Origin of the sequence: Helicobacter canis, assembly GCF_008693005.1 — a bacterium.
In the GTDB taxonomy this organism is placed as follows: domain Bacteria; phylum Campylobacterota; class Campylobacteria; order Campylobacterales; family Helicobacteraceae; genus Helicobacter_B; species Helicobacter_B canis.
Genome location: NZ_VXKE01000014.1, coordinates 72,601 through 99,063, shown reverse-complemented (window position 1 = coordinate 99,063; position 26,463 = coordinate 72,601). Strand labels below are relative to the sequence as shown.

Annotated in this window: 30 protein-coding genes, 1 tRNA gene and 1 pseudogene; 9 read left to right on the top strand and 23 right to left on the bottom strand. The window is 48.0% G+C overall.

Going from position 1 to position 26,463, the window contains the following annotated elements:
* Positions 1-65: 65 nt before the first annotated feature.
* The 7 genes from F4V45_RS04930 to luxS form a co-directional block, all read right to left on the bottom strand.
* A complete protein-coding gene (locus tag F4V45_RS04930; RefSeq protein ID WP_170235179.1) occupies positions 66-1,193 on the bottom strand; it encodes a lipid A deacylase LpxR family protein in 1,128 nt (375 codons plus the stop codon).
* Positions 1,194-1,269: 76 nt separating this feature from the next.
* A complete protein-coding gene (locus tag F4V45_RS04925; RefSeq protein WP_150337316.1) occupies positions 1,270-1,587 on the bottom strand; it encodes a hypothetical protein in 318 nt (105 codons plus the stop codon).
* 97 nt (positions 1,588-1,684) lie between these two features.
* Entirely contained in the window at positions 1,685-2,377 is a 693-nt protein-coding gene (locus tag F4V45_RS04920) for a uroporphyrinogen-III synthase (RefSeq protein WP_150337315.1), read from the bottom strand.
* A 31-nt stretch (positions 2,378-2,408) separates the two neighbouring features.
* Positions 2,409-3,437, bottom strand: a complete 1,029-nt coding sequence (locus tag F4V45_RS04915; RefSeq protein ID WP_170235178.1) for a DNA ligase — start codon at positions 3,435-3,437, stop codon at positions 2,409-2,411.
* Entirely contained in the window at positions 3,418-4,311 is an 894-nt protein-coding gene (locus F4V45_RS04910) for an LPP20 family lipoprotein (RefSeq protein WP_150337313.1), read from the bottom strand. The genes F4V45_RS04915 and F4V45_RS04910 overlap by 20 nt, the downstream gene beginning before the upstream one ends.
* Positions 4,312-4,313: 2 nt before the next feature.
* Positions 4,314-5,831, bottom strand: coding sequence for a TolC family protein (locus F4V45_RS04905; RefSeq protein ID WP_150337312.1), 1,518 nt, complete (start codon positions 5,829-5,831; stop codon positions 4,314-4,316).
* A gap of 9 nt (positions 5,832-5,840) precedes the next feature.
* Positions 5,841-6,329, bottom strand: a complete 489-nt coding sequence (luxS, locus tag F4V45_RS04900) for an S-ribosylhomocysteine lyase (protein ID WP_023929903.1) — start codon at positions 6,327-6,329, stop codon at positions 5,841-5,843.
* A gap of 124 nt (positions 6,330-6,453) precedes the next feature.
* Between luxS and F4V45_RS04895 the strand changes: the two genes are divergently transcribed.
* Complete coding sequence (locus tag F4V45_RS04895; RefSeq protein ID WP_150337311.1) at positions 6,454-8,508, top strand: TonB-dependent receptor plug domain-containing protein; 2,055 nt, start codon at positions 6,454-6,456, stop codon at positions 8,506-8,508.
* A gap of 41 nt (positions 8,509-8,549) precedes the next feature.
* Here the strand turns inward: F4V45_RS04895 and F4V45_RS04890 are convergent, their stop codons facing one another.
* The 12 genes from F4V45_RS04890 to F4V45_RS04835 all read right to left on the bottom strand — a co-directional run bounded on the left by F4V45_RS04890 (position 8,550) and on the right by F4V45_RS04835 (position 19,103).
* Positions 8,550-9,815, bottom strand: coding sequence for an NAD(P)/FAD-dependent oxidoreductase (locus tag F4V45_RS04890; protein ID WP_150337310.1), 1,266 nt, complete (start codon positions 9,813-9,815; stop codon positions 8,550-8,552).
* 50 nt (positions 9,816-9,865) lie between these two features.
* A tRNA-Asn gene (locus F4V45_RS04885) sits at positions 9,866-9,940 on the bottom strand.
* 56 nt (positions 9,941-9,996) lie between these two features.
* Positions 9,997-12,132 carry a nucleotide sugar dehydrogenase gene (locus tag F4V45_RS09600; protein WP_211362727.1) on the bottom strand — a complete coding sequence of 712 codons (2,136 nt, stop codon included), beginning with the start codon at positions 12,130-12,132 and terminating at the stop codon, positions 9,997-9,999.
* Positions 12,122-12,703: an acyltransferase gene (locus F4V45_RS04875; protein WP_210670667.1), complete on the bottom strand. Its 582-nt coding sequence runs from the start codon at positions 12,701-12,703 to the stop codon at positions 12,122-12,124. The genes F4V45_RS09600 and F4V45_RS04875 overlap by 11 nt, the downstream gene beginning before the upstream one ends.
* A gap of 2 nt (positions 12,704-12,705) precedes the next feature.
* Positions 12,706-13,482 (bottom strand): glycosyltransferase family 25 protein, encoded by a 777-nt coding sequence (locus tag F4V45_RS04870; RefSeq protein WP_150337308.1) that lies wholly within the window; start codon positions 13,480-13,482, stop codon positions 12,706-12,708.
* An 80-nt stretch (positions 13,483-13,562) separates the two neighbouring features.
* Positions 13,563-14,261, bottom strand: coding sequence for a UPF0323 family lipoprotein (locus tag F4V45_RS04865; protein ID WP_407925329.1), 699 nt, complete (start codon positions 14,259-14,261; stop codon positions 13,563-13,565).
* A 22-nt stretch (positions 14,262-14,283) separates the two neighbouring features.
* Positions 14,284-15,030: a hypothetical protein gene (locus F4V45_RS04860; protein WP_150337307.1), complete on the bottom strand. Its 747-nt coding sequence runs from the start codon at positions 15,028-15,030 to the stop codon at positions 14,284-14,286.
* A 70-nt stretch (positions 15,031-15,100) separates the two neighbouring features.
* Positions 15,101-15,520: a DUF4156 domain-containing protein gene (locus F4V45_RS04855; RefSeq protein WP_023929895.1), complete on the bottom strand. Its 420-nt coding sequence runs from the start codon at positions 15,518-15,520 to the stop codon at positions 15,101-15,103.
* Positions 15,521-15,599: 79 nt separating this feature from the next.
* The gene (gene kdsB, locus F4V45_RS04850) at positions 15,600-16,337 is read right to left on the bottom strand and encodes a 3-deoxy-manno-octulosonate cytidylyltransferase (RefSeq protein ID WP_150337373.1); all 738 of its coding nucleotides are present in this window, start codon (positions 16,335-16,337) and stop codon (positions 15,600-15,602) included.
* Positions 16,338-16,435: 98 nt separating this feature from the next.
* Positions 16,436-18,220: a lipoprotein N-acyltransferase Lnb domain-containing protein gene (locus F4V45_RS04845; protein ID WP_150337306.1), complete on the bottom strand. Its 1,785-nt coding sequence runs from the start codon at positions 18,218-18,220 to the stop codon at positions 16,436-16,438.
* 33 nt (positions 18,221-18,253) lie between these two features.
* On the bottom strand, positions 18,254-18,538 hold the full coding sequence (locus F4V45_RS04840) for a hypothetical protein (protein ID WP_150337305.1): 285 nt from the start codon (positions 18,536-18,538) through the stop codon (positions 18,254-18,256).
* A gap of 115 nt (positions 18,539-18,653) precedes the next feature.
* Positions 18,654-19,103, bottom strand: coding sequence for a LexA family transcriptional regulator (locus F4V45_RS04835; protein WP_150337304.1), 450 nt, complete (start codon positions 19,101-19,103; stop codon positions 18,654-18,656).
* A 242-nt stretch (positions 19,104-19,345) separates the two neighbouring features.
* Here F4V45_RS04835 and ndk point away from each other — a divergent pair, with 242 nt between their 5' ends.
* The 6 genes from ndk to F4V45_RS04805 are packed head-to-tail and all read left to right on the top strand — an operon-like array spanning position 19,346 to position 23,095.
* A complete protein-coding gene (ndk, locus tag F4V45_RS04830) occupies positions 19,346-19,762 on the top strand; it encodes a nucleoside-diphosphate kinase (protein WP_023929893.1) in 417 nt (138 codons plus the stop codon).
* Positions 19,763-19,783: 21 nt separating this feature from the next.
* A complete protein-coding gene (locus F4V45_RS04825; RefSeq protein ID WP_150337303.1) occupies positions 19,784-20,134 on the top strand; it encodes a DUF177 domain-containing protein in 351 nt (116 codons plus the stop codon).
* A gap of 1 nt (position 20,135) precedes the next feature.
* On the top strand, positions 20,136-20,285 hold the full coding sequence (rpmF, locus tag F4V45_RS04820) for a 50S ribosomal protein L32 (RefSeq protein ID WP_023929891.1): 150 nt from the start codon (positions 20,136-20,138) through the stop codon (positions 20,283-20,285).
* Positions 20,286-20,323: 38 nt separating this feature from the next.
* Positions 20,324-21,334, top strand: a complete 1,011-nt coding sequence (plsX, locus tag F4V45_RS04815; RefSeq protein WP_150337302.1) for a phosphate acyltransferase PlsX — start codon at positions 20,324-20,326, stop codon at positions 21,332-21,334.
* Positions 21,335-21,336: 2 nt separating this feature from the next.
* Positions 21,337-22,317, top strand: coding sequence for a beta-ketoacyl-ACP synthase III (locus F4V45_RS04810; RefSeq protein ID WP_150337301.1), 981 nt, complete (start codon positions 21,337-21,339; stop codon positions 22,315-22,317).
* Positions 22,310-23,095 carry a YggS family pyridoxal phosphate-dependent enzyme gene (locus F4V45_RS04805; RefSeq protein ID WP_150337372.1) on the top strand — a complete coding sequence of 262 codons (786 nt, stop codon included), beginning with the start codon at positions 22,310-22,312 and terminating at the stop codon, positions 23,093-23,095. The genes F4V45_RS04810 and F4V45_RS04805 overlap by 8 nt, the downstream gene beginning before the upstream one ends.
* A 58-nt stretch (positions 23,096-23,153) precedes the next feature.
* On the opposite strand, the gene F4V45_RS04800 is transcribed toward F4V45_RS04805, so the two are convergent.
* The gene (locus tag F4V45_RS04800; RefSeq protein ID WP_150337300.1) at positions 23,154-25,007 is read right to left on the bottom strand and encodes a DUF1561 family protein; all 1,854 of its coding nucleotides are present in this window, start codon (positions 25,005-25,007) and stop codon (positions 23,154-23,156) included.
* 32 nt (positions 25,008-25,039) lie between these two features.
* Between F4V45_RS04800 and F4V45_RS04795 the strand changes: the two genes are divergently transcribed.
* Together F4V45_RS04795 and F4V45_RS04790 are read left to right on the top strand one after the other, a co-directional pair.
* Positions 25,040-25,450: a DMT family transporter gene (locus F4V45_RS04795; RefSeq protein WP_246145086.1), complete on the top strand. Its 411-nt coding sequence runs from the start codon at positions 25,040-25,042 to the stop codon at positions 25,448-25,450.
* 2 nt (positions 25,451-25,452) lie between these two features.
* On the top strand, positions 25,453-25,764 hold the full coding sequence (locus tag F4V45_RS04790) for a DMT family transporter (RefSeq protein ID WP_407925330.1): 312 nt from the start codon (positions 25,453-25,455) through the stop codon (positions 25,762-25,764).
* 15 nt (positions 25,765-25,779) lie between these two features.
* Here the strand turns inward: F4V45_RS04790 and F4V45_RS09595 are convergent, their stop codons facing one another.
* The 3 genes and pseudogenes from F4V45_RS09595 to F4V45_RS04780 all read right to left on the bottom strand — a co-directional run bounded on the left by F4V45_RS09595 (position 25,780) and on the right by F4V45_RS04780 (position 26,461).
* On the bottom strand, positions 25,780-25,935 hold the full coding sequence (locus tag F4V45_RS09595; RefSeq protein WP_211362726.1) for a hypothetical protein: 156 nt from the start codon (positions 25,933-25,935) through the stop codon (positions 25,780-25,782).
* A gap of 108 nt (positions 25,936-26,043) precedes the next feature.
* A pseudogene (locus F4V45_RS04785) lies at positions 26,044-26,249 on the bottom strand (type II toxin-antitoxin system HicA family toxin).
* Positions 26,228-26,461 carry a type II toxin-antitoxin system HicB family antitoxin gene (locus tag F4V45_RS04780; RefSeq protein WP_150337299.1) on the bottom strand — a complete coding sequence of 78 codons (234 nt, stop codon included), beginning with the start codon at positions 26,459-26,461 and terminating at the stop codon, positions 26,228-26,230. Before F4V45_RS04780 ends, F4V45_RS04785 begins: the two are co-directional and overlap by 22 nt.
* Positions 26,462-26,463 lie beyond the last annotated feature (2 nt).

The following is a 26,463-nucleotide window of genomic DNA, read 5'->3' as shown; positions in this document are numbered from 1 at the left end:
ACACTCCTTAAAAAGCTAAAATTGTATAACAAAATCAATAACACCCCCTACCCTAAGTCTAGGGGCTAGATTCTACCCCCTAGAGAGATGAGTCCAAAGCTATGGAAGCCATCTTGTGTAGCAAACTCCTTGCTCCTATGCACCACGCTATACACAATTTGGAATCGCTTATAATGCACCGCCCCACCCCAGACAAACTCAAGCATAAAGGGATTTGTGCTAATGCTATGGCTGCTTGCAAAATGCGGGGCAAAGGTATTGCCTTGCAGAAATATATTGCGCCCCACCACGCGCGCACCTGCGCCCACAAAGCCATATATGCTAAAGCCACTGCCCACATAAGGCGCGCCTACAAAGCCGCTATTTAGATGCATTGGCGCAGTGTTTGGGCTAAGGCGGTAGCCAAAGCGCGCTAGCAGGCTTACTTGAGAGTGGATTCTGGCATTTCCTAGGCTTAGGGCGAATTGCGGCATTAGATCTAGGCTATGGGCAGTGCGCTCTAGAATCTGTGGGATACTTGCACTTAAGCCCCAATGCGCATTTAGGATAAACTCATTGCGCAGCTGGGTCCCCCAGCCTGCAAGATGGGCGTTGTTGGTTAGATCGTGGATTAGATCTTGCACTTCTTTAGCCCCGCTCGCTCTGCCCACAAGCCCAATATCAAGCCCTAAGCTCTCAAATATATATGCACTGCGCACAAAGCTACTCAAACTCACGCCCAAATACCCACCATAAGGGTGGTCATCTTCAGGCGGGACAGGGGAGAATCTATCCTTTGGCGCATACATTTCTTGCTTGATAGCTAGCCCAAAGCTTGTATGCAGCGCGCTAGGCTTAAAAAATTGCTGCAAGCTAGCAAAGCGTAAAAACCTAAGCGCGCTAGATTCTTTAGAGATAAAGCCTAGCCGCACGCCAGCAGTGTAGTATTTATCCACCCTGCTATCGAAGTTTGCGTCATTTTCATAATCAAGCAAAAGCAGTGCTTGTGCGCGGGGCAAAGCTAGATTATAGCTAGAATCTAGCCTTTTATCATTGCAAGCGTTATTCTCCGCGCGGCAATCCACCTGCACACTAGAATCTAGCTTTTTAGATTCTAGCTTATGTGGCTTCTTGGGCGGTATTGCTTTAGATTCTAGCTCATCTGCCAAGCACGCAGCACAGCATAGATAAAGGGCTAGTAATAACAATCGCATAAGATACATTGATTATAGTGTGTGGATAGGGATAGAGTGTAAGAAATCTCCGCGAGCGCGGAGATATGTAGGAAAGCTATTTAGCTTCTTCTGTTTTAGGAGCTTGCTCGCCTTCTTCAGTGCCTGCTTGCGCAGCTTCATCAGCGTTTTGATCAGCAGGAGCTTGAGCAGCTTCAGTGTTTGCCCCTGCATTAGCCTCTGGAGCTTGCTCGCTAGCTTCAGCATTTGCTTCTGGAGCTGCTGCTTCAGTGTTTTGATCAACAGGAGCTTGAGTCGTTGCTTGCTCTTCTACTGCTTGTGGCGCAGCTTCTTCTGCTTTTTTATCATCACCACACGCGCTAAAAAGCACTGCTACCGCCGCTACAATCGCCAATTTTGAGAAAAGACCTTTCATAGGAACCCCTTAAAGTGAAATAAGCCTGCATTATATAAAGCTATGTATTAAACTTTGCTTTAAGACTAGCGTAAGTGTGCTAGGAGGTAGAATCTAGCTAGACTCTAGCAAGCTCTTTAGCTAGCTTGATACAGGCTTCTAGTGTTTGCTTTGGGCTTACATAGCCTTGCACGCTAGGAGCAAACGCACGCAAGGTCGTCTGCCCGATTGCTATGGCGATATAGCTAGAATCCCAGCCAAAGTTTTGCACAAAGGCGTGGTAGTTGCTTGGCGCACTAAAGATTAGCACAGAGCGTGGGGCGGGCTTTTGCGAGTAGGGTAGAGACTTTGGGGTATTGGCATAGGCGATGATTTGCGTTAGGGGGATTTGGGCTTGCCTAAGTGCTAGGTCAAGGTTTGAGACAATGCTTTGTGCGCGCAAGTAGAGTAGCCTGCGCCCACAAGCGCGCGCGATAATCTCCCTAGCAAAGCTCTCTCCGTGTGAGCTGCTAGAGATAAACTCTATGCAAAAGCCTGCACTCTCTAGCACGCGCTCACACCCAGCCCCAATGGCAAGCACAGGGATTTCTAAGAATGCCCCAAGCTCGCTATATCTCTCCATCTCACACATAAGCGCGCTAATGCCGTGCTTGGAGGTAAAAACAAGTGCATCAATGTGCTCTTTTATCGCGTGGGGCGGGATATTAGACTCTAGCAAGGCATCATAGATAGGGAGATAGTGGATCTCACTCACACAAAGCGTGGGGATTTCTTTAGAAATAGTGGAGTTGATTAGCACAATCTCGCGCATAGCCTATCCTACTCTTCAGGGATTTTACACTTCAAGGATTTTGGTAGATTCTATGAAACACAGCAAAGCGCGGGAAGCCATTTTTAGTCGTGCCATAGAATTTGTAGGTGATGATAGAGCCTAGTGGTGGCGGGCTTTGACGCTCTGTATCACTAAAGCCGCTGCCGATTTTAAAGCGCATTAGCCCTGCTACGCCTTTGGTGGTGGTCTCTTGCTCGCAAGTAAGCGAGCCTAGCTTGCCTGCATATTTGCCCTTGCCTGCGTTGTGGGCTACTACTTTGCACTCTGCATCGCTATAAGTTTTAAGCTTTAGGGCATTGGGCGATCTTGTGCGCTCATAAGGTGCTGCAACCTTGCGCAAGACAAGCCCTTCTGCGCCCTGCTCACTTAGCTCTTGCAAGCGTTTGAATAGCTGCTTTTCGCTTGCGATTGGCTCGTGCTTGATGAGAGAAATAGGCATTGTCGGTGCGCTTGCAAGGTAAGATTCTAGCACCTTAAGCCGCTCAAAAAGTGTGCAGTGCGCACCCTTTGCGCCCTGCGCTGCCTGCTTGCTTGCTTTGTGGGCTTGATCTTGTGGTTTAGGGGCTTTAGATTCTAGTGCGCCACACATTGGCACATCAAAGACATAATACCTTGCCCTCCCCCAGCTAGAATCCTCCCGACTAGAATCTAAAGCTTCTCTGTCTCCGCCACAAGGGCAGTGCGTGCAGTCTTTTTGCACAAGGGCTAATGCCTTCTCAAACTCCCCCCTGCCTATCCACAGCTCCCCATCAAGCGCAAAGGGCGGAAAATGCTTAGTAAAGCAAGCAGGTGCTTTGATCACCCTGCCATTGCGCGTTAGAAGCTGCTTGCCATTCCACAGAGCGCGCACGCCATCAAGCTTCTCACTCATCACAAACTCCTGCACATTGCTTGGACGCGCTTTGTGGTAGTCCATAAGTAGCAAGACTTTAGATTCTAGTGGATCTTGCGTCTTTGCACTATCTGCGCGCGTATTTAGAGCCGCCAGACATAGCATTATCGCTAGTAAAAAGTGGATTCTATATCTTAGGGAAGCCATCTTCGCCTTGCATAAATGCATAAAGCTTTTTATACAGCACTATTGCCGCGCGCTTTAGGGCATAATCATAGCTCGCTTGACTCTCTTGTATGCTCGCTTGGAAAATGACTCTTTGCGCGCAGTCTTTAAGCGTTACTTCTAGGCTTATGGTGGTTGGACCTCTCTTTTTAGCGGTTATGGCTAGATGCGGGGTGCTAGAATCCTTAGTGCTTGTAGCAAGCTTGGAGATCTCCGCGCTAAAGAGTGCTTCTTGGGCTTTGGTGAGTCCTTGATAGGTGGTAGTGAGCAGTGGCTTTTGGACTTGGTCGTAGAGAGAGGAGAGCTTGTGAAAGTCTTTAGGCAAGGGAGCTTGCAGGGCATCTAGAATCTGGGCTAGCTTGCTAGCTTGCTTCAAGCTAGATTCTAGCGCGCCAAAATCCCTTAGCGTAATGCAGCTAGGAGCAGTGGCGATGATGGGCTTTGCGCGAGATAAGATAGCTTGCAAATCCTGCTTAAGTGGTGCTAGTAGCTGCTCTTTGCTAATGCCTACTTGGACATAGTATGTGCCTTGCTTGTAAGCTTTGTTGCTCACTTGGAGATTAGGCAAGGAGAGCGCGCTAGAATCTAGCTCTATATGCTGGGAGAGCTTGGTTGTGAGCTTGTCATTATGCTGGGTGTTGTGGATATGCGTGGAGGAGCGCACTTGGGTTTGCACACTTTGGGCTAGGTCATCAATGGCAGCTTGCTTAGCACTCTCAAAGCTTCCCCCACTGCCCACACCATAGAATTTAGCCCCTTGCTTGGTGGAGAGAAACCAGCTTGGCGGCTTGCTAGCACAGCCCACAAGTAGCGCAAGTGCGATAAGCACGACTAGATGAGAAAACAGCTTAGACATAGCTACCCCTTTAAGAGATTGTTACTAGAATCTAGCGTGCGCTCTTTTGTGCGCTTGGCTTGGTGCTCCACTGCTAGCTTGCCGCCTAGGGCTTTATAGAGCACAATCACAGAAGAGAGCCTAGCAAAGCGCGCTTCATCGACACTTTGGCGCGCACTTAAGAGTGCATTATAGCTTGTAAGATAGCTTGACTCATCAAGTAGCCCTAGCTCATAGCGCGTGCGCGCAGCAAGCCACACTTCTTGTGAAGTGGAGAGCACTTGCTCTTTTGCCTGCAAGGAGCTTTGCGCGGTATTGACTTCTGTGATGGCGTTTTCTATCTCGCCAAGTGCTGTGCGCAGGGTGGATTCTAGCGCGTAGAATGCCTGCTTTACGCTCTCTTTTTGGATTTTATAGTCTTTGGTTAGGGCGGAGCGGTTGATAAGCGGGGAGGCAAGCGAGCCAGTGATACTCCAAATCAAGTCCCCAACCCCGCGTGAAGAGAAGAGGATCTGCCCTAAGTTTCCACCAAGACTTAGTGATGGGAAAAGCGCGGCTTTTTTGGAGTTTTTTAGCATTACTTGCGCATTTAGGCTAGCAATACTAGCGCGCACATCATCGCGGGAGAGCAAAATATCTTTAGGCAGGGCATTTATGCTAGGGAGCTTTATGCTAGGGAGACTAGAATCTAGGCTAGATTCTAGTCTTTGGGCTTTAGATTCTAGCTCACTGCCATTTAGTAGTAGTGTAAGTGCTTGAGTGTCGCTGGTGTTTAGCAGGACTATTAGGGCGTTTTTCATCTTTTCTTGCTCAAGGAGTAGGGAGCTATGCGCGCTTTTAGCAGCATTTAGCGCGGCGATTGTATCGCTTAGTATGGTAATGTCAATAAGCCCCAAATCGTGCTTATGGCGCAAGGTGTCTAAAATCCTGCCATAATTATTAAGCATTTGCTCTTGCAAGCGCGCTGCGTTGGTAATGCGCTTATAGGCATAATAATTACTCGCCACTTCGCCAATGAGACTTACCTGCGCTACGGAGAGATTAGAGAGCGTGGCTAGGTAGTCGTATTTCTTGGATTTTCTTAGCATATTAAGCTTGCCAAAGAGATCGAGCTCCCACGATAGCGAGAGATTAGCGTTTAGGGTGTTTTGGTTGATGTTGATTTGGTAGCGGTTGTAATTGCCCGAGCTGTAGTTGTAGCCCATATTGATAGAGAGCTTTGGGAGCATATTGGCACTTGCTAGCCCTAGGGCTTCTCTGGCTTGGGCGATTTGGGAAGTGAGTGTAAGGATATTGGTATTATTAGCTAGAGCCATATCAAGCAGTGCGCGCAAGCTCTCATCATCAATAAGTGTAAGCAGTGATTGCGCAAATGTGCTAGGCGTATCTGTATCACGCGTAGATTCTAGGCTAGAATCTAGCTGCTTGCTAAAGGAGCTTGCAAGCGCGATAGACTCGCTAACTTTCTCATCTGCATAGGGCTTTGAGCAGCTACATAGCGCAAGCGCACACAAGCAGCCCACACTCAATCGCGCTATCATAGCCTTAGCTTAGGCAAACTCTTTGAGCAAGAGCTTTTGTGTATCCATCACGCCTATGCCTTTGTCAAGCACTTTTATGGCGATTTCTTGCGCTTCTTTGAGTGAGTGCATAGCATAGGTGCCGCATTGGTATTTGTTTGCCTCAGGGATTGTATCCACGCGCAAAATATCGCGCATACTCGCCTCCCACGCTTCTAACACATCATAGCTACAAGGCTCTCCAATGACGCTCATATAAAACCCCGTCCTGCAGCCCATCGGTGAAATATCGATGATCTCGGCATTTTTGCCATTGAGATGATCACGCATAAATCCGGCGAAGAGATGCTCTAGCGTGTGGATACCCTTTTCACTAAGAATGTCTTCATTTGGCACGCAAAAGCGCAGGTCAAAGACAGAGATCACATCGCCCTTTGGCGTTTGCATAGTTTTAGCAAGGCGCACCGCAGGGGCTGGCATAATGGTATGATCGACCTTAAAGCTATCTAGTAGTGGCATAAATGCTCCTTATTTCGCAAGTAGGGGCGCATTATAGCAGTATTTCTATGAAGCCAATGTGAAAAAGACTTTTGCAAGAGATTTGCTAGTATAATGCCTGCAAAATGAGAATCTAAGGCACTCTATGCGTCTCCAAACACTCCTTGCAATGCTCGCACTCCTGCCCTTTGCCACAAATGCTAGCCAAGCTGCTAATGTCAGCAGTGTAGAATCTAGCGCGCAAGAGTTAGATTCTAGCCCAGAGTCCAAGCTAGAATCTAGCCTAGATTCTAGCCCTAAGTCGCTGCCCCCTGTCTATACCACTGCCACGCGCACACCTGTGCAAAGTGAGCAGATCCTAGCAGCCAAAGATGCCCTGCTGCACTCTGGTGATATAGCAAAGTCGCTTTTGTATGTGCCGGGCTTTTCTATGGTGCGCAAAGGTGGCTTAGGGGCTGAAGTGCTCTTCCGCTCTCAAGGAGCTTCGCGCGTGCCGATCCTGCTTGATGGGGGCAATCTACAAGGTGCTTGCGGGGGGAGAATGGACACAAGTGCAACCTACATTTTCCCAGAAAATTACGACCATATCCTACTAATCAAAGGTCCCCAAGATGTGCGCTGGGGCTCGCTCATAAGCGGTGGAGCGGTGTTTATGCGCGATATTACAATGCTAGATCATAACACCTTACAAGCAGATACAAGTATGCTAGCAGGGAGCTTTGATCGCCTAGATTTGCACGCAAGCGTGCTAGCTGGGGGTAAATACGGCTCTTTGCGCGCGATTGCAAGCCATTATGAGAGCGGGGACTATCGCACAGGGAGTGCTAGCTTTAGCGGTGGGAGTGCCACGCACTCTGCCTACAAGCGTGAGTCCGCAAGCCTAATCGCCACACTCACGCCCACCAAATACACAGGCATAGAGCTTGATATGGACATAGGCAGGGGGTTTTCCTCCTACCAAGATAGGCAAATGGACGCACGCACATTTGATCGCTTATCCTTTAGCCTAAAGGCGCAGCAGCAGTTTCAAAGCGAGATTGTAAGGCAGCTTGATTTGCGCGCTTCTTGGCACGAAGTTGATCACATTATGGATAATTTCTCTCATAGACAAGCTAGCGGAGACTATCAGCTCAATAACCCAAAGCGCACCAATGCCAACGCCCGCGCCGAGCTCACACTCTACCCCAGCCAAGCACTCACGCTCTATCTAGGCGCAAGCTATGCCTATGATGATCATCAAATGCGCACTTCTGGCAAGCAGCCTTCTGCCAGTGCGGCAAATGCCTTCCTATCTCAAGCCTATAAGCCAAACTTCCACTTCAACTATGCCTCTATCTTTATGCAAGGCTCTTATGCGCAGCTAGATTCTGCTTCTAGTGTGTATTTTGGCGCGAGATATGACTATGCTAGCGCGCATAAAGCTAGCAGCGCAGAATCTAGCAGCAATCACCTAGGCAGCGGCTTTGCGCGCTATCAGTATGAAAGGGGTGGGTTTTCGTATTTTATAGGGCTTGGCTTAGCACAGAGAAGCCCAGACTTTTGGGAGCGGAGCAAAACAGGTGGTATGGGCTTGGAGAAAGAGAGCAATCTCCAGCTAGATGCTGCTACTGCGTATAAGAGAGAGAATCTCTCCTTGCAAGCATCTTTATATGGCGCGTATATGTGGGACTATATCGCCCTACACTATGCAAGCAACACTACAAGTGCGTTTAATACCGACGCACTGCTTGCAGGTGCAGAGCTTGAGGCAAAGTATGGGGCTTTTGGGCTTGTTTATATCTCTGGCTCGCTTGCCTACACCTATGGGCAGAATCTAACGACAAGATCCGGGTTACTAGCAGGCTCGCCACTGCCCCAAGTAGCCCCACTGCAAGCGCAGGTGTCTTTGTGGCTTGAGCATAGGGGGTTTCTAGTGCGTGCGGATATGTTTGCTAATGCCGCGCAAAGCCGCTATGCCAAAGACTATGGCAATGTGATTGGCAAGGACTTTGGAGCAAGCTTGGGCTTTGCTACTTTAAGCATTTATGGTGGCTATAAGCGTAAGAATTTTAGCCTGCTTTGCGGGGTGGAGAATCTAACCAACGCGCTTTATAGCTATCATCTCTCTAAAGCTGGGGTGATGGTGGGCGAGCTAGCTCCTACTAGTAGAATCTATGAGCCCGGGAGAAGCTACTATCTAAAGCTAGCACTTGGATTCTAGTTTAAGAGACTTAACTTGCTTAGATTGAGCCTAGCTAGAATCTAGCGCGATTTGCCTGCCTTGATTTTTCTACGCCATCGCCACTCTATGGCACGCTTTATGGCTATGGCGATAAGCCCAGAGACTTCGCGCCCAGAGACTTCGCCCACGCCATAGCTATGTCCTAGAGAGCAGATCGTGCCCTGCGGCTTGTAGGAAAATGGCGGGATTGGTGCGCTAGAATCCACTTTAGCAGAGTCTTTGGCAGCGTATTGTTGTAGATATGTAGCCAAAATACTTGCTAGATAAATCCCTTGCTGCTGGGCTAGCTGGGCGGTTGGGGGGTAGAATCGCTGCGTTTTCTCATCTAGCAGTGCGGAGCAATCCCCAAGCACAAAGATAGATTCTAGCTCCATATCCGCGCTAGAATCTTTAGCGGCATTAGAGTCGCTAGATTCTAGGGATTTTGGGTGGAGATAGGGGGTGATTACAAGCTTTGATTTTGGCGTGCCAAAAGAATTAGCAATGACTAGGCTGCCTTGCACTCCTGCTGTCCATATTGTGCAAAAAGACTCTATAAGCGTGGTTTGGGGACCCTGCTGCTCATTTGCGCACGCGATTTGCACGCCATTTTCTAGCACGCTTAGGATTTTGCTAGCACTAAGCACTTTCACCCCTAGCTTCTCTAAATATTTTCGCCCCTTTTGCGCTAGAGTGGGTGAGAACATCGGCAGCACATTATCTAAGGCTTCTATACACACGCATTCTATGGGCTGTTGTATGCCTAGTTTTTTTGCTTGCTTTGGAATCTCTTGGGAAAGAGTTGCCACAAGCTCACACCCGCTAAACCCCCCACCGCACACCACAAAGCGCAAATACCGCGCATCACTAGTGCGCGTATAGGCTTGGAGATTTGCCTCTATCTTAGCGTGGATTGCTTTGGCTTGGTGGTAGTTAGTAAGTGGCAGGGCATACTCGCTCACACCACTTATGCCAAAGCTATCGCTAGCAAAGCCTAGCCCAAGGATCAGCACATCATAGCTATATGTGCCACACTCGCAGATAATTTGCTTGCTAGAAGCATTGATTGTGCGCACACAATCTTGCACGATTTCTATGTCTTTTGGGAGAATATCTTGTAGCTTATGTAAAATCTCTCTATCTTTATAGCCGCTTGCCACTTCGTGTAGCAAGACACTCTCATAATGTGTAGAGTCTTTTGTGATAAGCGTCCATTTAGCAGAGTTGTAAATGGACTTTGGCAAGCTAGCGATACAAGAGAGAGTCGCATACCCAGCACCTAGAAATACAATATGTGGAGTTTTCATCAATGTCCTTGAAGTAGAATCTAGTATAGAGTGTAAAAGATAGGAAGAAGTGGCTCCGGATGCAGGATTCGAACCTGCGACCAAGCGGTTAACAGCCGCCTACTCTACCGCTGAGCTAATCCGGAATCTGTCTTAGCATTTGGAAGTAAAACGCGCATTTTATGGAAAAACACGCACCTTGTCAAGGGCTCACAAACACAAGCGCAGAGCAAGGCTTACAAAGGCTTGCTAGATCAATGTGTGCATCGCAAGTGTGCAGGACATTACACAGCACGCCATCATAGCCGCTATCATCGCTAGCTGCTAGAAGCTGCTTAGATTCTAGCACGCTAATGCCATACTCTAGCTTCGCTCTATCTCTATCAATAAGCGAGTCTAGCACTTCTACTTCTAAGCCCAAAGATTCTAGCTCATAGCATAAATGCGGGACCTTGGTGTTGCGCATATCCCTGCAGTCCTTTTTAAACGCAAAGCCCACCACAAGCACCCTAGCTCCTTGTAGCTCAACCCCAGCAGACTCTAGCTGCTTGGCAAACTTGCTAGCGATGAAGCTCGGCATCGCTTCATTGACTATGCGCGCTTTTGTGAGAAGCGTTGGGCTAAAGCCTTGAAGCTTGGCGATATAGGAGAGATAGTAAGGATCGACACTAATGCAATGCCCCCCCACAAGCCCGGGGTAAAATGGCAGGAAGTTCCACTTCGTGCGCGCAGCTTGCAAAATCTCTGCCATATCAAGCCCAAGTGTGTCAAAGAGCATATACGCCTCATTCATAAAGGCGATATTCACATCGCGCTGGGCGTTTTCTAGGGCTTTGCTCGCTTCGGCTATCTCTATGCTAGAGACGCAGTGCGTGCCAGCAGGGATCACGCTCGCATAGAGCCTATCGATGATCTCCGCAGACTCTTTACTAGAGCCTGAAGTGATCTTCACTATCTGGCTTAGGCTGTGCGTTTTATCCGCTGGGTTTATGCGCTCTGGTGAGTAGCCCACACAAAAGTCGCGATTTAGCTGGAGCTTGCTAGTAGATTCTAGTAATGGCACACAAAAGTTGCGCGTGCAAGTGGGGTAGGTGGTGGATTCAAACACGACAATATCCCCCACCTTTAGCATAGAGCCTACAAGCTCACACGCGCTTTGCAAGTAGGAGAGATCTGGGAGCTTGTCTTTGGTGATGGGCGTGGGGACGGCGATTAGATAGATGGTCGCTTGCGCTAGCTCACTTGGCTCGCTGCTAAAGTGCGCTAAAGGAGCTTGCAGGAAGTCTTGTAGCCCGCATTCGCCACTAGAATCTAGCTTTTCTTGCAGCTGCTTTACTCGCGTGGCGTTGATGTCAAAGCCTATGGTAGGGTATTTTGCGCCAAAGGTTAGGGCTAGGGGTAAGCCGACATAGCCAAGACCAATAACAGCTATAGTAGTAGGCGTTGGCTTTTGCGCGCTTTTGCTAGATTCTGCGGCGCGGGCTTGCTCATTACCGCTTAGGTAAATCCCTGCGCCCGCGCCTTGAAAGCTAGCAAAATCATCGCAAAATCCTGCCGCCTGCGGCTTGGTTTGTTGGGGCGTTGGCTTTTTGCTAATGGATTCGGCTTTGCGCGATAAATCGGCAATTCTGCGCGATTGTCGGCGATCATTACCGCTAAGGTAACTCCCTTGCCAATCGCTTGAAAGCCCCGATTTCTCATCGCAAATCCTAGAATCCTTTGCTGGCTCGCTTAGGATTGCTGTGTTTGCGGAATCTAACTTTCTGTCATTGCGAGCCTTGCAAGGCAAGGCGTGGCAATCCATACTAGAATCTACCTTTTTTGCGGTATTGCTAGATTCTAGCTTTGCTTGGGATAAAGTCCTTTCAAGGGGGGACGGGGGGGCTTGAATTGCGAAGTCGCCCCCCTTATCCCCCCTTTCACCCCCCAAGCCCCCGACGACGCTTTCAAGGTTGCACGCTTTGCGTGCGCCATTGATTTGATTGGATTCTGCTTGCGCAGAATTGGATTGCTTCGTGGATAAATCCACTCGCAATGACAATTGGTTGGCTTGGTTTTCTTCTAGGATTCTAGGAATTGCGGTGGGGCTTTGCAAGTTTTGAAAATTTTCTAAAGAAACTTCGCTTCGCTCGTTTTGGGGAAGGTTGCTTTTTGATGTCAGCTGCTTGTCAATCTCGGCTGTTTTATCAAAGCCGCTATGGGATTCTAGGTTTTGCGATGAGAAATCTTTGCTTTGCGAGCCGCGCGCGGAGATAAGACTTAGGTGTCTATCGCACAAGCGCGGTGAAGCAATCAAAGATTTATCGCGCAAAGCCGAATCCCTTTTTTTACACTTCACGCACGACACCATTTTCTAGCATATAGCAGCTCCCATCTCCCCCACTCCTAGCCCTCCCACTGCTATCAAACCTAAGCCTAGCCCCAGACCTATCCACAAAGCCAATAAGCCTAGCAGGGTTGCCCACCATAAGCGCGAAGCTTGGCACAGATTCTAGCACCACACTGCCTGCGCCAATGAGTGCAAACTCGCCTATTTCTATACCGCAAAGTATCGTGGCATTTGCGCCGATAGAGCAGCCTTTGTGCAAGATTGTAGGGAGAAACTCGCTCTTGCGATTGATGAAAGCGCGCGGCGTCAAAACATTGGTAAATACCACACTAGGACCTATGAAAACTTCATCGCGCACTTCTACGCCTTGATAAACGCTTACATTATTTTGGATTTTACAACCATTACCGATAGAGACATTTGCACCTATGCAGCAGCCCTGCCCGATGACACAATCACGCCCTATCACGCTTCCTTGCAAAATATGGCAAAAATGCCAGATCTTACTGCCTGCGCCTATTGTTACATTTTCATCGATTATGCTGCTTGAGTGGATCAGCGCGCCATTTACTTCTCGCACCGCTACTGCCCTTTGGCAAGGAGTTTGCACGCGCGCAAGGACTTTTGAGCAAAAAGTCTCATACGCATATCGCGGTAGAATCTATGCAGCTCGCGCAGTAGCACGAAGCGGTAGTAGAAGCCCTTATCCTTTGGCTGGTGCTCTGGCTTACCTATGGTGGAGTGCTCATCTAGCTCGTTGATTTGCGCAATATGTGGGAGATAGAGCATTTCAGCGACATTGTGCAGGTAAGAAAAGCTCATATAGTAATCCACCGCGACAAAGATTTTCTCCGCGCCTTTGATAAGCTTTGCTGCGCCACTTGGAGAGATGTAGTAGCCTGATGCGCCTAGCATTAGCTTAGGAGCTAGAGCGAAATGCTCTTGCAAGAGATACATCGTATGCCAAGTCCGCCACGCTAGGCGCACATACTCATAGGGGCTTTGCGCGATTGTCTGCACACCTTCCCCAAAGCCAGCGCAAAAGCTTATGTCATCTTCTAGCACGATGATCCCTTCTCCTAGCTCTACACACTTCTGCCATAAAGCATAGTGGGAAGCAAAGCACGCTAGCTCTGTCTCTCGCACTGCTCTAGCCTTATACACCCCAGCCCAAAATGGACAATACCGCTTGATAAAGCCATTTTCTCTAATGTCTTTAGGTGTTATAGCTTGGAAAAAGTGAAATGCGATCTTTTCTTGCAAATGCGGCTCTTTAGCAAAAAGTGCGGCGATATTTGCCTCCATACCTGCCCTGCGATCAAGGGAGTGGGCAAGGTTTATGACAAAGCATTGCAGCATAATCTAGCCTCCTTAGTTCTTGCGATATGCGGTATTTGCGTGGCTTGGCTTTGGGCGTGAGCTGTGGCTTAGTAGCTTGGCTAGCTGCCAAAGCCACCTTGCGCAGGACGCGTGCTTGGCGCGCCTTTAGCAGCGTTGTTTTGGTAGAATCCGCCTTTTGCATTGCTTGGCGTGCCGCCTGCTCGCGGGGAATTTGCGCTGCCTTGCTTGAAATTATTTGCACTGCGCTCATAGGCTTGGGGGGATTTGTAGTTGCGCTGCTTGTTTTGCTGGTAGTTTGGGTTATTGAAGAGCTTGTTGCCGATGTAGCTTCCTAGTAGCGCGCCTGCCGCGCTTGCTAGGATCGCCCCACCTAGTCCTAAGCCCCCGCCACTCTCACCGCCGCCCCCACCAGCAGCTGGAGCTAGTAGCTCACTTGTGCCATTCTCCACACGCGCGGCTTCTTTTTGGATAATTTCATCTACTTCCTCATCGCTCAAAATCCGCTCCACTCCATTTTTATCACGCACGACTACGCGTGTAGTGGCACTTGGGTATTCTTCTAAGACTTTGTAGCTTCCATCTAGCTGCTCTTCTACGATGACAAACGCCCCTTGCTTGATGGCTTGGCTTGGGGCTTGGCTACCTTGAGTGCTGGGGCTATTTGCAAAGCCATCTTGTGGATTATCGCAGCCTAGCAGAGCGACTAGCACAAGCGCGCTGCTGCTACCTACCATCGCAAAATCTGCGATTTTCCTATATGGCGATGAAGTGTTACTATGCTTAGGCTTTTTCATCATTACTCCTTGTAGATTCTAGCCGCTAGTTTAGGGGCTCATAGATAAATGGCACGCCCTCTATAAGCCCAGAATTTTTAATGCTATTAGTTACGCGCACGACTTGGCTATATGCCTCATCGCTTGCGGTGGTGGGGGTGTATGTGCGCGCATAGATTTTGCGCAGGGTTTGGATCTGCTCTTTGGGGGTTTTGGCACTGCGAATTTGGCGCGCAATATCTGCTGCTTTGTATAAAGAGTCTTGCCCAAGTAGTCCCACTGGGATCATTATAATGGTATGAGTTTGAAGCTTTTCTTCTATGCGTGCTAGCTCTTCTTGGCAGTGGCTGCACATAGGGTCAGACACGATGTAGAGCTTTTTAGAAGTCGCGCCGGTTATGGTTATGGCGTAGTCTTTAGGGATAGAGGCAAAGAGCGCGTTTAGCTTGGCGGAGTTTTGGACTTTGAAATTATACGCGCTTATGGCGTTTAGCTCTTGGGAGACGCGCTTACTTAGTGTATCATCGCTGCTAAAAAACGCGCTTGCCACGACTAGATTCTGCTGCTTCTCATCGCTTATCAGGAGTGTTTTATAGCCATTTAGCTTATCTTGGATAGTGAGCAAAAACAAGCCGCTAGAATCTAGCGGGCTAAAGCTCACTACTTCTAGCGTGCGCTTAGTTTTAGACTCTAGGAGCTTTTTAGCTATGTTTGCATCGTTGGCATTGGCTTGCGCGCTTAGTGCTAGCGCAAAAGCGCATAATAGCGCGCTTATCTTGCTTGCTTTCATCATATCTCCTTAGATTCTAGCTTTGGACGCGCAATAATGCCATAGAAAATCTAACGCTTGCCACGCGCGGACACTAAAGCTTGCAGCGATACACTTCGCCATAGATGATGTATTCATCGATTTTGTTAGAAGTGTTATCGTTTGCTAGCCCCATTTTGAACTGGTAGTCCGCCCCTAGGTAGCGCGACTCGGTATGTAGCACAAGCACGGCATTCCCACCAAAGCGCGCAGCTTTATTGCGCAAGTCATTTTCCGCACCTGCTATGGCAGCAAGCAGCTTAATGCCATAGCCCTTTGTATTGACAATGCCTGAAGATTCTGTGAGATAGGTGCAGTCTTTGAGCGAAGACTTCCCGCGATAGACTTTCACGCTTAAGGCATCTTGGGTGGGCTTTGGTGGCTTGTAGCACGCGCTAAAAATGCTAGCTATGCTAAGTAGCCCTGCTATGCTTATAATGCCAAAGGCTTTGGTGGTGTTGTGGTAGAGTCTCATATATGTCCTTATGCTTCTAAGATCTCGCTTTACACAAGCTGCTTGATAGAGAAGCACTAGCAAATAGTATTCCTAGAATCTAGCTAGATTCTCCAAAGTGCTGCAATGCTCTTACCAAGTCCTCTGGCGTATCGATCCCTATGCTTTGTGTGCTAACGAGCACCATAGCAATGCGCTTGCCATAGTAAAGCGCGCGCAGCTGCTCTAGCTTCTCTATGTGCTCTAGGGGGGAGTGCTCTTTAGACTGCGGCAGAGCGCAAAACTCCCTAAGACTCTCCACACTATACCCATAAACACCCAAATGTCCCAAATAGCTAGAATCCACTTTGCTATCATCTGTGGCATCGCGATTATATGGGATAATGGAGCGCGAGAAATACAGCGCATTCATACTAGAATCCACCACGACTTTCACGACATTTGGATCAAGGGCTTGGGCTTTGGTGATATGCTTTGCACAGCTTGCCATAAACGCACCTTGCTGCATTACCCCCTGCAGTGCCTGCAAAATCTCTGGCTCTAAAAACGGCTCATCAGCTTGGACATTGATGATAATCTCGCTGCTAGAGAGCCCTAGCTTTTTAGCAGCTTCATAGCAGCGATCTGTGCCGCTTTGATGATCTTTGCTAGTAAGGATAGCGCGGATATTGTGGCTTTTGCATAGCTCTAGCACGCTTATATCATCGCACGCTACGCATACTTCATCGACTTTGGCGGCGTTTTTCGCACTTGCTACCACCATTGGCAGCCCAAAAATATCTGCTAGAATCTTATTGGGGAAGCGGGTGGAAGCAAGGCGCGCTGGGATTATGATCATAGATTCTCCTTGTAAGGGCTTTATAGCTTGCGTTTCAAAGCACATAAAGCCACGCATTATATCGCAAAGCACCAAAGACTCAATCCCATCTATGAATGCTAAAAATACAATGATACTCCAGCTTTTATCTGCCACAAATGCTGCGTCTCATAGGCAATGCGCGTATTGCGGAGTAGATTCCAATACGCGCTAGAATCCATAAATACATCAAGCGCGAAATGCCTACTTGCATAGAGATTTACCCCAAGAAATGCGCGCAATCTCGTATCATAGCCACGATTATTCCCCAAAACATCATAATATAAGTTTGATTCTATAATGGCTTTGACTCTAGGAAAGCGTGCAATCACACCAAGCTTCAAAGCAATGTAGGGGTTATGGATTAGCTCATAACGATAGCCAAGAAATGGCAGCGCGAAAAATGTCAAACGCCGAGCATACGCACTAAACCCAAGCCCGCCTTCAATCGTGGGAAAAAGCCTTGTGCTACGATTTATGGCAGCACCAAAAGCATTGCTATTTTCATACTGATAGAGATTAGATTCTAGGCGCAAGGAGATAAGCTTAGAGAGTGTGCGCGTGCGATAAAAATCCGCCAACGAATACAAATGCAAAAGCTCGATTTGAGAGAGAAAGGCACGCTCTTGGCGAGCACTCAAGCTAGAATCTAGCGCGATTTTCCCATCTAGCGCGAAAAGCCTAGATTCTATATGCTCCTTGTAGCTAGAATCTGCATTTGTGATAGCAGAATAAATTGGCGCGAGAGAGAAAGAGAGTAGATTGCCCTGCTCATAGGCTAGCGTTAGTTTGCTATTTGGATAAGAGCGCAAAAGATCATTTACTCCAAAACGATTGATAAATGGCTGCTTACGCGGCGGTGCTAGCCACTCTTGCGTGCCTATCTGCCCTACTGCATCTAGGTGCTTGATATAAGTAGCTGGCGTGGTAAAAGGCTTAAATTTTTTAAACCCATAGCTAGAATCTAGCACGCTAAGGATTTGTGCGACCCCATCGGTGCAGTTATGCGTGATGAAAGCATAGTGGATTTGCCTATCTTTTAGCTCCCACAAATGCAGCCTAAATAGCTCGCGCTGGGAAAAAGTGGATTCTAGCTTGAAGCGATAGAGCACGCGAGATTGATTCTCTAAATATTCTGTGGAGAGATTACCATAAGGAGTTAGCGCGTAGTAGCCTGTGAGATTGCCAAACATCGCACGGATATAATCTAGCGGATTAAAAAACTCGCTTAAAATTGCGTAGTAGCTCATACCATATTCTTGCATTTCACCCTTTTTACGCACAATTTTTGCACTCCCAGTCTCTGTGTCTATATCCTGCTTGCTTTTGCCAAGCAAGCGCAAATATATATGCCCCATACTAGAGCCGGGATATATGTCGCTCTCTGCGGCAAACTCAAGCCAGATTTCATCGATTGGCACAAGGCTTAGAAATTCTTGCAAGTCTTTGCAGGGCGTGGCTTGTTTATAGGCTAGAATCGCCTGCAGGGCTCGCTTATAAGCTAGCGCATTTGTCGTGCCACTTGCTACTAGATTGTGCAAATAGACTTGGATAAGCTGTAATCTCGCAGGATACAAGCAGACAAACTCTCGCTCATTGCCATTTGCCTTTAACCCACTAGATTCTATTGCATTTATTAGGCTATCTATGGTGGCGATATATTCTAATCGCGGATTTTTATGCCCCTTTTTATGTAGGAAAAAGTTTGATTTTTTGGATTGTTTGGGGATACTTGAGCGATTGTTTTGGTAGTGAAGTAAGGCTCTCCAAGCGGTGGATTCTGGGATAGGGAGCGATAGCAGGCTCGTGCGCAGAGATTCTTTACCATGCGGTGCAGAATCTAGCGCGATGAGCCATGGGCTCATACAAGCCCATAACAAAAGAAAGCCGATACGCAATTATTTCTTTTCTTGTAGTGGGATAGTCCAAGTCGTATTTGAGTATTGATACATACCGCCCGTGGCAGCATCTACACCAACGCTCGTAAGTCCGGGCAGCACAAAAAGAAAAATCCCAACTATATCTAGCCAAAATCCAACGCTCACATCACCCTGCCCGCCGATACTAAGAAATGAGTCTTCATAGTTTGGATTATCGATATGCAAAACTTGTATATTCGCACCTTTTCTGCTAATGCTTACTTCAGCTGGGATTTTCACCTTTTGCCCATCTATTGTAGCCATTACATTTTTTCCATTTGAAGTGGTGAGTAGCACCTTTTGCTTCGTCCCATGGGTTATGACTCCACAGCCGCTAAGAATAAGCACCAAAATTATTGCAAGACATACTCTCATCGTTCTATCTCACACACTTTGGATAGACAGGCAAAACAAGCTGTTTATTAGCATATTTAAAGGCACTGCCAGTGGCTTGATCTACTGCTAGGCTTGTAAAACCGGGTAAAATGAATGCCAAGACTCCAAATATATCAAGAAGCGCAACTAGATTTTGTGGCAGCATTACTTCGTTTCTGCCAATAGCTTGTGAATTGATAGCGCTATCTTGGTAGTTTGGGTTATCTTTTGAATACAGATAGATCATCTCACCTTTTCTTTTAAGCTTTATCGTGGCTGGGAGGCGCAATTTTCGATTATCAATGGTAACAATTACTTTATCTCCATTTGAGGCTCTTAGGGAGACTTCTTCTCTAGGACCGCTCGTAATAGTCGCACACCCTGTGAAAATAACGCTAGCGACAGCTATGCCTGCACCAAGCGATAGGGCAAGAGATAAAGCTTTGAGTCGCATTGCTGCTCCTTTTGTTTTTAAGATTAAAATGCTATTCAATCAAAAAAAAAAAAAAAAAAACAGCTTAAAATCCAGCATAAAGTATTGCTTGCAAGCATTTTGATACTTTTTGTAACATTGGCAATCCAGCAGAGCAGCAAGAGTGCGTAAAAACTTGTATGCCTAGCGTAATTGTTATTTAAGCATTAGGGGCTTATAATCACAAATTACTTTAACCAAAACTTAAGTTTAAAGGAGATTCTATGGCAGAAAGGACTCTTTCTATCATCAAGCCAGATGCCGTGCAAAAGGGCGTGATCGGCAAGATCATCGATCGCTTTGAGAGCAATGGACTAAGAATTGCCGCGATGAAAAAGCTCCAGCTCTCCAAATGCGATGCAGAAGTATTCTACGCGATCCACAAAGACCGCCCATTTTTCAACGATCTTGTCGAGTTTATGGTAAGTGGTCCGGTAGTTGTAATGGTGCTAGAAGGGGACAATGCCGTAGCTAAAAATCGCGACTTAATGGGCGCGACAAACCCCAAGGAAGCCAAGCCCGGCACAATCCGCGCAGACTTTGCGCAAAGCATTGACGCAAACGCTGTGCATGGAAGCGATAGTCTAGAAAATGCGCGCAATGAAATCGCTTTCTTTTTCGCTGCTAAAGAGATTTGCTAGAATCTAGCAGCACTGCTTGCTATGCGCATACAAGCTAGGAAGATCTCTTCCGCACCAAAGGCGTTTGAGCTGCATTCTCAAGGGCTGTGCTTTAAGGGTGAGATTTTCGCTAAAGATCGCGGGCTATTTTGTATCAATGCAAATTTAGCAGGAGAGATCGCGCTTATATGCGATAGGAGCGGGGAAGAATTCTTACAAAGCATTGATGAAAAGTTGGTTTTGTATATTGCAGATGGACTCTGGGATACACAAAGCCAACGCTTTGAGGCATTTGATGTGATCGAGTGCTTTGATGGCTTTATCGACTTAGATTCTATCTTACAAAGCGAGATAGAATCTATTAAGCTTGATTATCATAGTAAAGGAGATTAGTATGGCAGTCCCAAAAAGACGAGTAAGTAAAACAAGAGCGGCAAAGCGCAGGACTCACTACAAAGTAGCACTAGCAAAACCTATCAAAGATAAAGACGGCAGCTGGAAGCTACCACACCATATCAACAAATTTAGCGGCTCATACAAATAACTTGTGAAGCGCGTGAGCGCAAAGGCTAAGGAGCAGATATGTGGAAAATAGCTGTTGATGTGATGGGTGCTGATCATGGGGTTATGCCCATTGTGCAAGGTGCTATCGCAGCAGCCAAGGCGCGTGAGTGCAAGGTGCTGCTTGTAGGCGATGAGAGAGAGATTACCCCGGTGCTTTCCCAAAGTGGTGTCGCGTATGGGGAAAATGAGCGCGTGGAGGTGGTGCATTGTAGTGATTATATCCGTATGGCAGAGAGTGCCACAGATGCCCTAAAGCGCAAGGAATCATCAATCTATATCGCCACAGATCTTGTGCGAGAGGGCAAGGCAGATGCGCTTGTATCGCCCGGGCATAGCGGCTCGACTATGAGTCTAGCGACTCTGCGGCTTGGCAGGATCGATGGCGTCTCGCGCCCCGCTATTTGCACACTTATGCCAACTATCACGCACAAGCCTAGTATGATTTTAGACGCTGGGGCAAACACCGACTGCAAGCCAGAATACCTAGTAGAGTTTGCGATAATGGGCTATGAATACGCGCGCAGTGTAATGGGCTATGATGACAATGCTATCCGCGTAGGGCTCTTAGCAAATGGCGAGGAAGAATCCAAAGGCAACGAGCTGACAAAAGCCGCCTTTGCTCTGCTAAAGGGCTATCCATTTTTCAAGGGCAATGTCGAGGGCAACGATATTTTTAATGGCAGTGTTGATGTCATCGTGTGCGATGGCTTTAGCGGAAATCTCGTGCTAAAAGCTAGCGAGGGCGTGGCAAGCTCCATTAGCCAGATTCTAAAGCAAGAGATAAAAACTAGCCCCTTGCGCCTACTAGGAGGCTTGCTGCTTAAAGGCGCATTTGCCAACCTTAAGAAAAAGGTCGATTACGCGGAATACGGCGGCGCACCGCTGCTTGGTGTCAAACAAGTAGCAATCATTAGCCACGGCAAGTCCAATGCCCGCGCCATAGAAAACGCCGTATATCAAGCACTAAGAGCGTGCGAAGCCAAAGTGTGCGAGCGCATCGCCCAAGCGTTTGCTAGCACAAAGGGGTAGAGATGTATTATGCTGCTATGCGCTCCATCGCCTCCTATGTCCCTACGCGCTGTGTCCCAAATACAGAGTTTGAAAGCACGCTTGATACAAGCGATGAGTGGATCACCAAGCGCACGGGGATTAAGTCTCGCTATTTTGCGCACGATGATGAAGGTAGCAGTGATTTAGGTGCTAAAGCCGCAGCACTTGCCATTGAGCGTGCAGGTCTTAGCGCGAAAGATATAGATCTAGTGGTTTGCGCGACTCTTAGCCCAGATTTTATGGCTATGCCTAGCAATGCCTGCTTGATTAGTGCTAAACTTGGGATCGCCGATGTCCCAGCCTTTGACATAACTGCCGCTTGCACGGGGTTTATCTACCTGCTCTCCGTGGCAAAAAGCTTCATAGAATCAGGCGCATATAGTAATGTGCTTATCGTGGGGGCAGAAAAGGTCAGCAATGTGCTAGATTTTAGCGATAGGGGCACTTGCGTGCTTTTTGGCGATGGGGCAGGAGCTGCAGTCATCTCACGCACACAGGATAAAGCAGAATCTATACTTGATGTCCATATCGGTGCAAATGGCGCGTATAGCGACTTGCTAATGACCCCTCAAAAATCTAGCGATGGCAGTGGCGGTAAGCTACAAATGAAAGGCAGCGAAGTCTTCAAGCACGCGGTGCGCACACTCACTGCCGATGTGATTCATATCTTAGAGCGCAATGAGCTAGCCCCCACCGCCATTGATCTCTTTATCCCCCATCAGGCAAACTTGCGCATTATCTCCGCAGTAGGCGAGCAGCTAGGCTTGCGCGATGAGCAAGTGATTATCACCGTGCAGAAATATGGCAACACTTCTGCTGCTAGTATCCCTATGGCTATTGATGAAGCCTACAAAACTAAGCGACTCAAAAAAGGCGATCTTATGCTGCTTGATGCCTTTGGTGGGGGCTTTACTTGGGGGTCTGCGCTTGTGCATTTTGGCGGCGCACCCTACAATGGATAAGCACACGCAAAATACGCAAGAAAGAGCTAGGCAAACGCGCATCGCTAGCGATCTCGCCCTTATCACGCGCCAAATCGATGCCGCCACAGAGCGATACCAAGCTAAAGCGGGCATTACAGGGCATAAAGTTACCCTTGTAGCAGTGAGCAAATACCAAGATGTAGAATCTATGTGCGCGCTCTACTTAGCCGGGCAGCGAGCCTTTGGAGAAAATAGGGTGCAAGACTTGCGCCAAAAGGCAAGCGAGCTTGAGCGACTTCTAGCCCAGCCCCCATATCAAGTAACCCTAAAGCCCCAAGCCCCCCAAACGCCTATTGAGTGGCATTTCATCGGCACACTCCAGCGCAACAAAATCAACCACCTCCTAGCCCTAAGCCCCACGCTAATCCACTCTATCGACTCCATAGAGCTTGCCCTAAGCCTTGATGAAAGGTGCAAAGCCCAAGGCAGAATCCAGCCCGCTCTTTTACAAGTCAATGCCGCCAATGAGCCTAGCAAGCACGGATTCTCCCTAGAATCTACTTGCGATGCTTTTGCCCATATCCGCGCGCGCACTTCACACTTACACCTACAAGGGCTAATGACCATAGGCGCGCATACGCAGGATATTAGCGCGGTAGTAGAGAGCTTTGCTAGAACAAAAGCCCTATACGACACGCTTCGTGCCGCATATAGCGATGTAGAGACTTTGTCTATGGGTATGAGTGGGGATTTTATGCACGCCATTATGCAGGGCGCAAATATGGTGCGCATTGGCAGTGCGCTATTTAAAGGCTAGATTCTAGCTAGAATCTAAGACACAAGCTTGCTAGTGCGCGTTGTCTTGGGGATCTGTCTTATTGGATTAGACATCTGCCACTTGCGCATTGATTGATCGCTTGAGAGAGTGGAAGCACCCCGCTCCCCCTGCGCCCATCTCCATCGCCACTGCAATTATTGCTTGAAATCTCTGTGTTTAGAGGGTTTCTATAAGGCTCTCTTAGGCGCAATGCTGCAAACATATAGATATTAGCGATACCTTGTGCAGATAGGGCATTGATCGCTTCTTGCAAGGTTGTAGCCATAAGGGTGTTTGAGAGTAGTCCGCTAAATGCCTCATAGCTAATCCCACCTGTAACATTTGTGGGGATAAATAGCACGCCTTGCTCTAGCCGCAAAACAGGGATCGCGTGTCCGCTTGCTCTGCCTTGCGCATCGCGCATATAGACATTGATAATCCACACGCTCCCAACAGGCGCGTTAAAAAACCCTTGCAGAATATTAAGCATTTCAATTTGCGTCCTTGCATACTCTTGCATAGTCCAAAAATACCCCGGAAACATACTTAGAGCAATGGAGCGATACACCTGCGTGGCATACACTGCCGCATCTGCCCAAGACTGGGTGCTAGGCGCATTTGCCATTGTATAGGATTCTAGCTGCTGTGCTAGCAGTGGGTAGCGAGCGCGAAAGGAGGGGAAAGGGTTTGCCCCAGCTTGTGTGTCAAAGAAATAGCCCCCGGATTCTAGCGGTGCTTGAGCGTGGGCGATAAGCTCTGCTACCATTTGATAGCTATGCAGCAAGCACACGCCGCAATCTCCTGCTCGTTGTAGCACACCATCTGTGCTAGTGGCGATCTGCCACAGCCGCCTTCTCCACGCATCATTGAGAGCAAAATGGCTAGGCAGTGGTGGGTTTGTAAGACTAGAGCGCACGCTGCTGCCCGGAGCTGGACAGCTTACTAGCTCCTTGCTAATGTTTGCTTCTACAAATCTCTGCCAATCTTGCATAGCATTATCAAAGTGGAAAAAGGAAGTAGGTGTATTGTAAGTATCTTTAGCGATATAGGCACTTGTAGCAGTATAAGGCGCACCCCAATTCACGCCATATTTGGTTACACGCAAAAAATTGCCAAGATAGTCTTTGAGCATTGCTTGATTATTCTCCCCAAAGGCAAAGATCTCCCATTGTTGTGATTTCTGCCCTTTGGCGCACTCTTTGTATGCCAGCCAGTTCCACTCCTGCTTGCTTGTTTGCGTAGAGGTTAGGCAGAGAAGCTGCAATGATTGTGGGCTAAAAAGCGCGATTTGCTTTGTTTCAGGGTTGTAGATGAAGTCTGTGGGCTCATCTTTGCTAGCGGCATTAGCTAGATAATACATATCAAACCCACTAGGAGTGATAAAGCTCCAGCCTATAAAGGTGCTAAGATTAAGCCCAGCGGGTGTAGCAAGGGTGCTTGCCCACTCCTGCATACTAGAATCTAGCGTGTGTGGAGTCGCGCCCTTTGTAACTAGGGCTACAACCTTGCCTTTTGTGGCTACTTGTAGGGATTTATCCTGTGTGTAGAATGCGCTATCCCTTAGCACAAATCTCTGCTTTGTGTCATTAAGCACACAGGGCTTTAGCACAATATCCACTTCATTATCCGCCACGCTCATACATAGCCACGCATTGTTGATAAACCACGCCACACGCGCAAAAACATCATAGCGCGCAAGGGGGGTGGCATTTGTGCAAGGCTCTAGGGTGATGGCATTGTGCGATGGAGTGTAGCAGAGCTTCTGCCCTTGCATAGCTACTACAAGTGCTCTGTCTTTAGGCTTATCGGCTAGCTTTTGGGCGGGGGCTTGGCGCGCTAGACTCTCACTAGCACCAATGGAGCAAAGAATTGCTAGTAGCAAGATAAATGGTCGCAGAAGATGTAGGGGCATAATCTCTCCTAGTCGTGTCTTATAAGCAGCAGATGCCTAAGCGATCGCACAAATGGGCATTATACTCTATATGCTACAATGCGCAGCTTCAAACCACCCAAAGGCAGAGTATGAGCAAAAATCTCGCGTGGCTTCTTATCATCATCGGCGGTATTTGTGAGATATTTTGGGTAAGCGGGCTCAAATACGCAGACACGCTAGGCTTGCAGGCTCTAACAGGGCTTGGCATTTGCATTTCCTTTGTGTGTATGCTGCTTGCGATTAAGGCTATTGAAATTAGCGTGGCATATAGTGTGTTTGTGGGGATTGGGGCGGCTGGGATCGTGCTAGCAGAGATTGTGGTCTTTGGCGCGCCGGCTTCTTGGCTAAAGATCACGCTCATTGTGGTGCTGATGTGCGCGGTCATTGGGCTAAAGTTTGCCACAAGCGATAAAGGGGCTTGATGATACACTGGATAATGCTGCTTGCTGCTGGGCTTATGGAGGTCTTTGGCGTGATTGTGATGAAGCGATTTGTCGATGGGCAGAGGCTCTATCTGCTGGCGATTATTGGGTGCTTCGCACTTAGCTTTACTTGCCTATCTGTTGCTATGCAAGAGATCTCTATGGGCGTGGCGTATGCGATATGGACAGGCATAGGCGCGGCGGGGGGCGTGATTGTCGGGGTGGTGTTTTATAAAGAAGATCGCTCGCTTTTGAAGCTTCTATGCGTGTGCGTGATCATCGCTGCAAGCATTGGGCTAAAGGCGATTGGCTAGAATCCACTTTTTACACTAGCGGTGTTTTATCGTCATCGAGCCTTGCTTGCAAGGCGTGGCAAAACAAGGCGAAGCCGCAGCTTCTTTAGTAATCCACTTTTTGTGCTTTGTCTTTGTGGATTGCTTTGTTGTGGCTATCGCCACTGCCTCGCAATGACGGAGAAAGGGCATTGTCGCTAGAATCTAAAAGTTTGTCATTGCGAGAAGTCGTAAGACTTCGGCAATCTATAAGCCTACGACACTACCTATCTTTCCATATCACATCTTCTATCAAATACCTTAAGCTTGTTTTGCTTGCTCGATAATAGCAAAAAGCTCTTTGATGATTTTGGGGTGGAGAGTCTGCCCTGCGTGATGGGGTAAGACCATTCTATAAATGTGTTTTTGTAGATTCTATGACTGCCCTTTTGCCTATCTATGGCAAACCCTTCTTGCAGTAGCAGTCTCTCTGCTTCTTTGGCACTTAGTCGCGGAAGTTCAGGCATTGGCTAACTTCGATGGGAACTATGGCAGTGTGTCTGCTTGCTATATTTGCTCTCTCATCATTAGCTAGGCTCTCTAGGTAGAGCTGCGCAGCTTCTGTGATATTAGCCGCAGCTTCTTCGTGGCTTTGCGCGCAAGTTACACAGCCTTTAAACTCTGGGACAAAAGCGAAATACCCATCTGTATCTTTCTCTATAATGGCATTGATTGTCATTG

Bases quoted from the DNA above. Each gene is read 5' to 3' on its own strand.
- ndk (WP_023929893.1), top strand. From the start codon at position 19,346: ATGGCAGAAAGGACTCTTTCTATCATCAAGCCAGATGCCGTGCAAAAG.
- F4V45_RS04795 (WP_246145086.1), top strand. From the start codon at position 25,040: ATGCCTAAGCGATCGCACAAATGGGCATTATACTCTATATGCTACAAT.
- F4V45_RS04840 (WP_150337305.1), bottom strand. From the start codon at position 18,538: ATGGCTACAATAGATGGGCAAAAGGTGAAAATCCCAGCTGAAGTAAGC.
- F4V45_RS04890 (WP_150337310.1), bottom strand. From the start codon at position 9,815: ATGAAAACTCCACATATTGTATTTCTAGGTGCTGGGTATGCGACTCTC.
- F4V45_RS04905 (WP_150337312.1), bottom strand. From the start codon at position 5,831: ATGATAGCGCGATTGAGTGTGGGCTGCTTGTGTGCGCTTGCGCTATGT.
- F4V45_RS04910 (WP_150337313.1), bottom strand. From the start codon at position 4,311: ATGTCTAAGCTGTTTTCTCATCTAGTCGTGCTTATCGCACTTGCGCTA.
- F4V45_RS04810 (WP_150337301.1), top strand. From the start codon at position 21,337: ATGTATTATGCTGCTATGCGCTCCATCGCCTCCTATGTCCCTACGCGC.
- F4V45_RS04920 (WP_150337315.1), bottom strand. From the start codon at position 2,377: ATGCGCGAGATTGTGCTAATCAACTCCACTATTTCTAAAGAAATCCCC.
- F4V45_RS04895 (WP_150337311.1), top strand. From the start codon at position 6,454: ATGCGTCTCCAAACACTCCTTGCAATGCTCGCACTCCTGCCCTTTGCC.
- F4V45_RS04835 (WP_150337304.1), bottom strand. From the start codon at position 19,103: ATGCGACTCAAAGCTTTATCTCTTGCCCTATCGCTTGGTGCAGGCATA.
- F4V45_RS04930 (WP_170235179.1), bottom strand. From the start codon at position 1,193: ATGCGATTGTTATTACTAGCCCTTTATCTATGCTGTGCTGCGTGCTTG.
- F4V45_RS04925 (WP_150337316.1), bottom strand. From the start codon at position 1,587: ATGAAAGGTCTTTTCTCAAAATTGGCGATTGTAGCGGCGGTAGCAGTG.
- F4V45_RS09595 (WP_211362726.1), bottom strand. From the start codon at position 25,935: ATGCCCTTTCTCCGTCATTGCGAGGCAGTGGCGATAGCCACAACAAAG.
- F4V45_RS04870 (WP_150337308.1), bottom strand. From the start codon at position 13,482: ATGCTGCAATGCTTTGTCATAAACCTTGCCCACTCCCTTGATCGCAGG.
- F4V45_RS04800 (WP_150337300.1), bottom strand. From the start codon at position 25,007: ATGCCCCTACATCTTCTGCGACCATTTATCTTGCTACTAGCAATTCTT.
- kdsB (WP_150337373.1), bottom strand. From the start codon at position 16,337: ATGATCATAATCCCAGCGCGCCTTGCTTCCACCCGCTTCCCCAATAAG.
- F4V45_RS04855 (WP_023929895.1), bottom strand. From the start codon at position 15,520: ATGAGACTCTACCACAACACCACCAAAGCCTTTGGCATTATAAGCATA.
- F4V45_RS04915 (WP_170235178.1), bottom strand. From the start codon at position 3,437: ATGGCTTCCCTAAGATATAGAATCCACTTTTTACTAGCGATAATGCTA.
- F4V45_RS04865 (WP_407925329.1), bottom strand. From the start codon at position 14,261: ATGATGAAAAAGCCTAAGCATAGTAACACTTCATCGCCATATAGGAAA.
- F4V45_RS04845 (WP_150337306.1), bottom strand. From the start codon at position 18,220: ATGAGCCCATGGCTCATCGCGCTAGATTCTGCACCGCATGGTAAAGAA.
- F4V45_RS04780 (WP_150337299.1), bottom strand. From the start codon at position 26,461: ATGACAATCAATGCCATTATAGAGAAAGATACAGATGGGTATTTCGCT.
- F4V45_RS04860 (WP_150337307.1), bottom strand. From the start codon at position 15,030: ATGATGAAAGCAAGCAAGATAAGCGCGCTATTATGCGCTTTTGCGCTA.
- luxS (WP_023929903.1), bottom strand. From the start codon at position 6,329: ATGCCACTACTAGATAGCTTTAAGGTCGATCATACCATTATGCCAGCC.
- F4V45_RS04805 (WP_150337372.1), top strand. From the start codon at position 22,310: ATGGATAAGCACACGCAAAATACGCAAGAAAGAGCTAGGCAAACGCGC.
- F4V45_RS04825 (WP_150337303.1), top strand. From the start codon at position 19,784: ATGCGCATACAAGCTAGGAAGATCTCTTCCGCACCAAAGGCGTTTGAG.
- rpmF (WP_023929891.1), top strand. From the start codon at position 20,136: ATGGCAGTCCCAAAAAGACGAGTAAGTAAAACAAGAGCGGCAAAGCGC.
- plsX (WP_150337302.1), top strand. From the start codon at position 20,324: ATGTGGAAAATAGCTGTTGATGTGATGGGTGCTGATCATGGGGTTATG.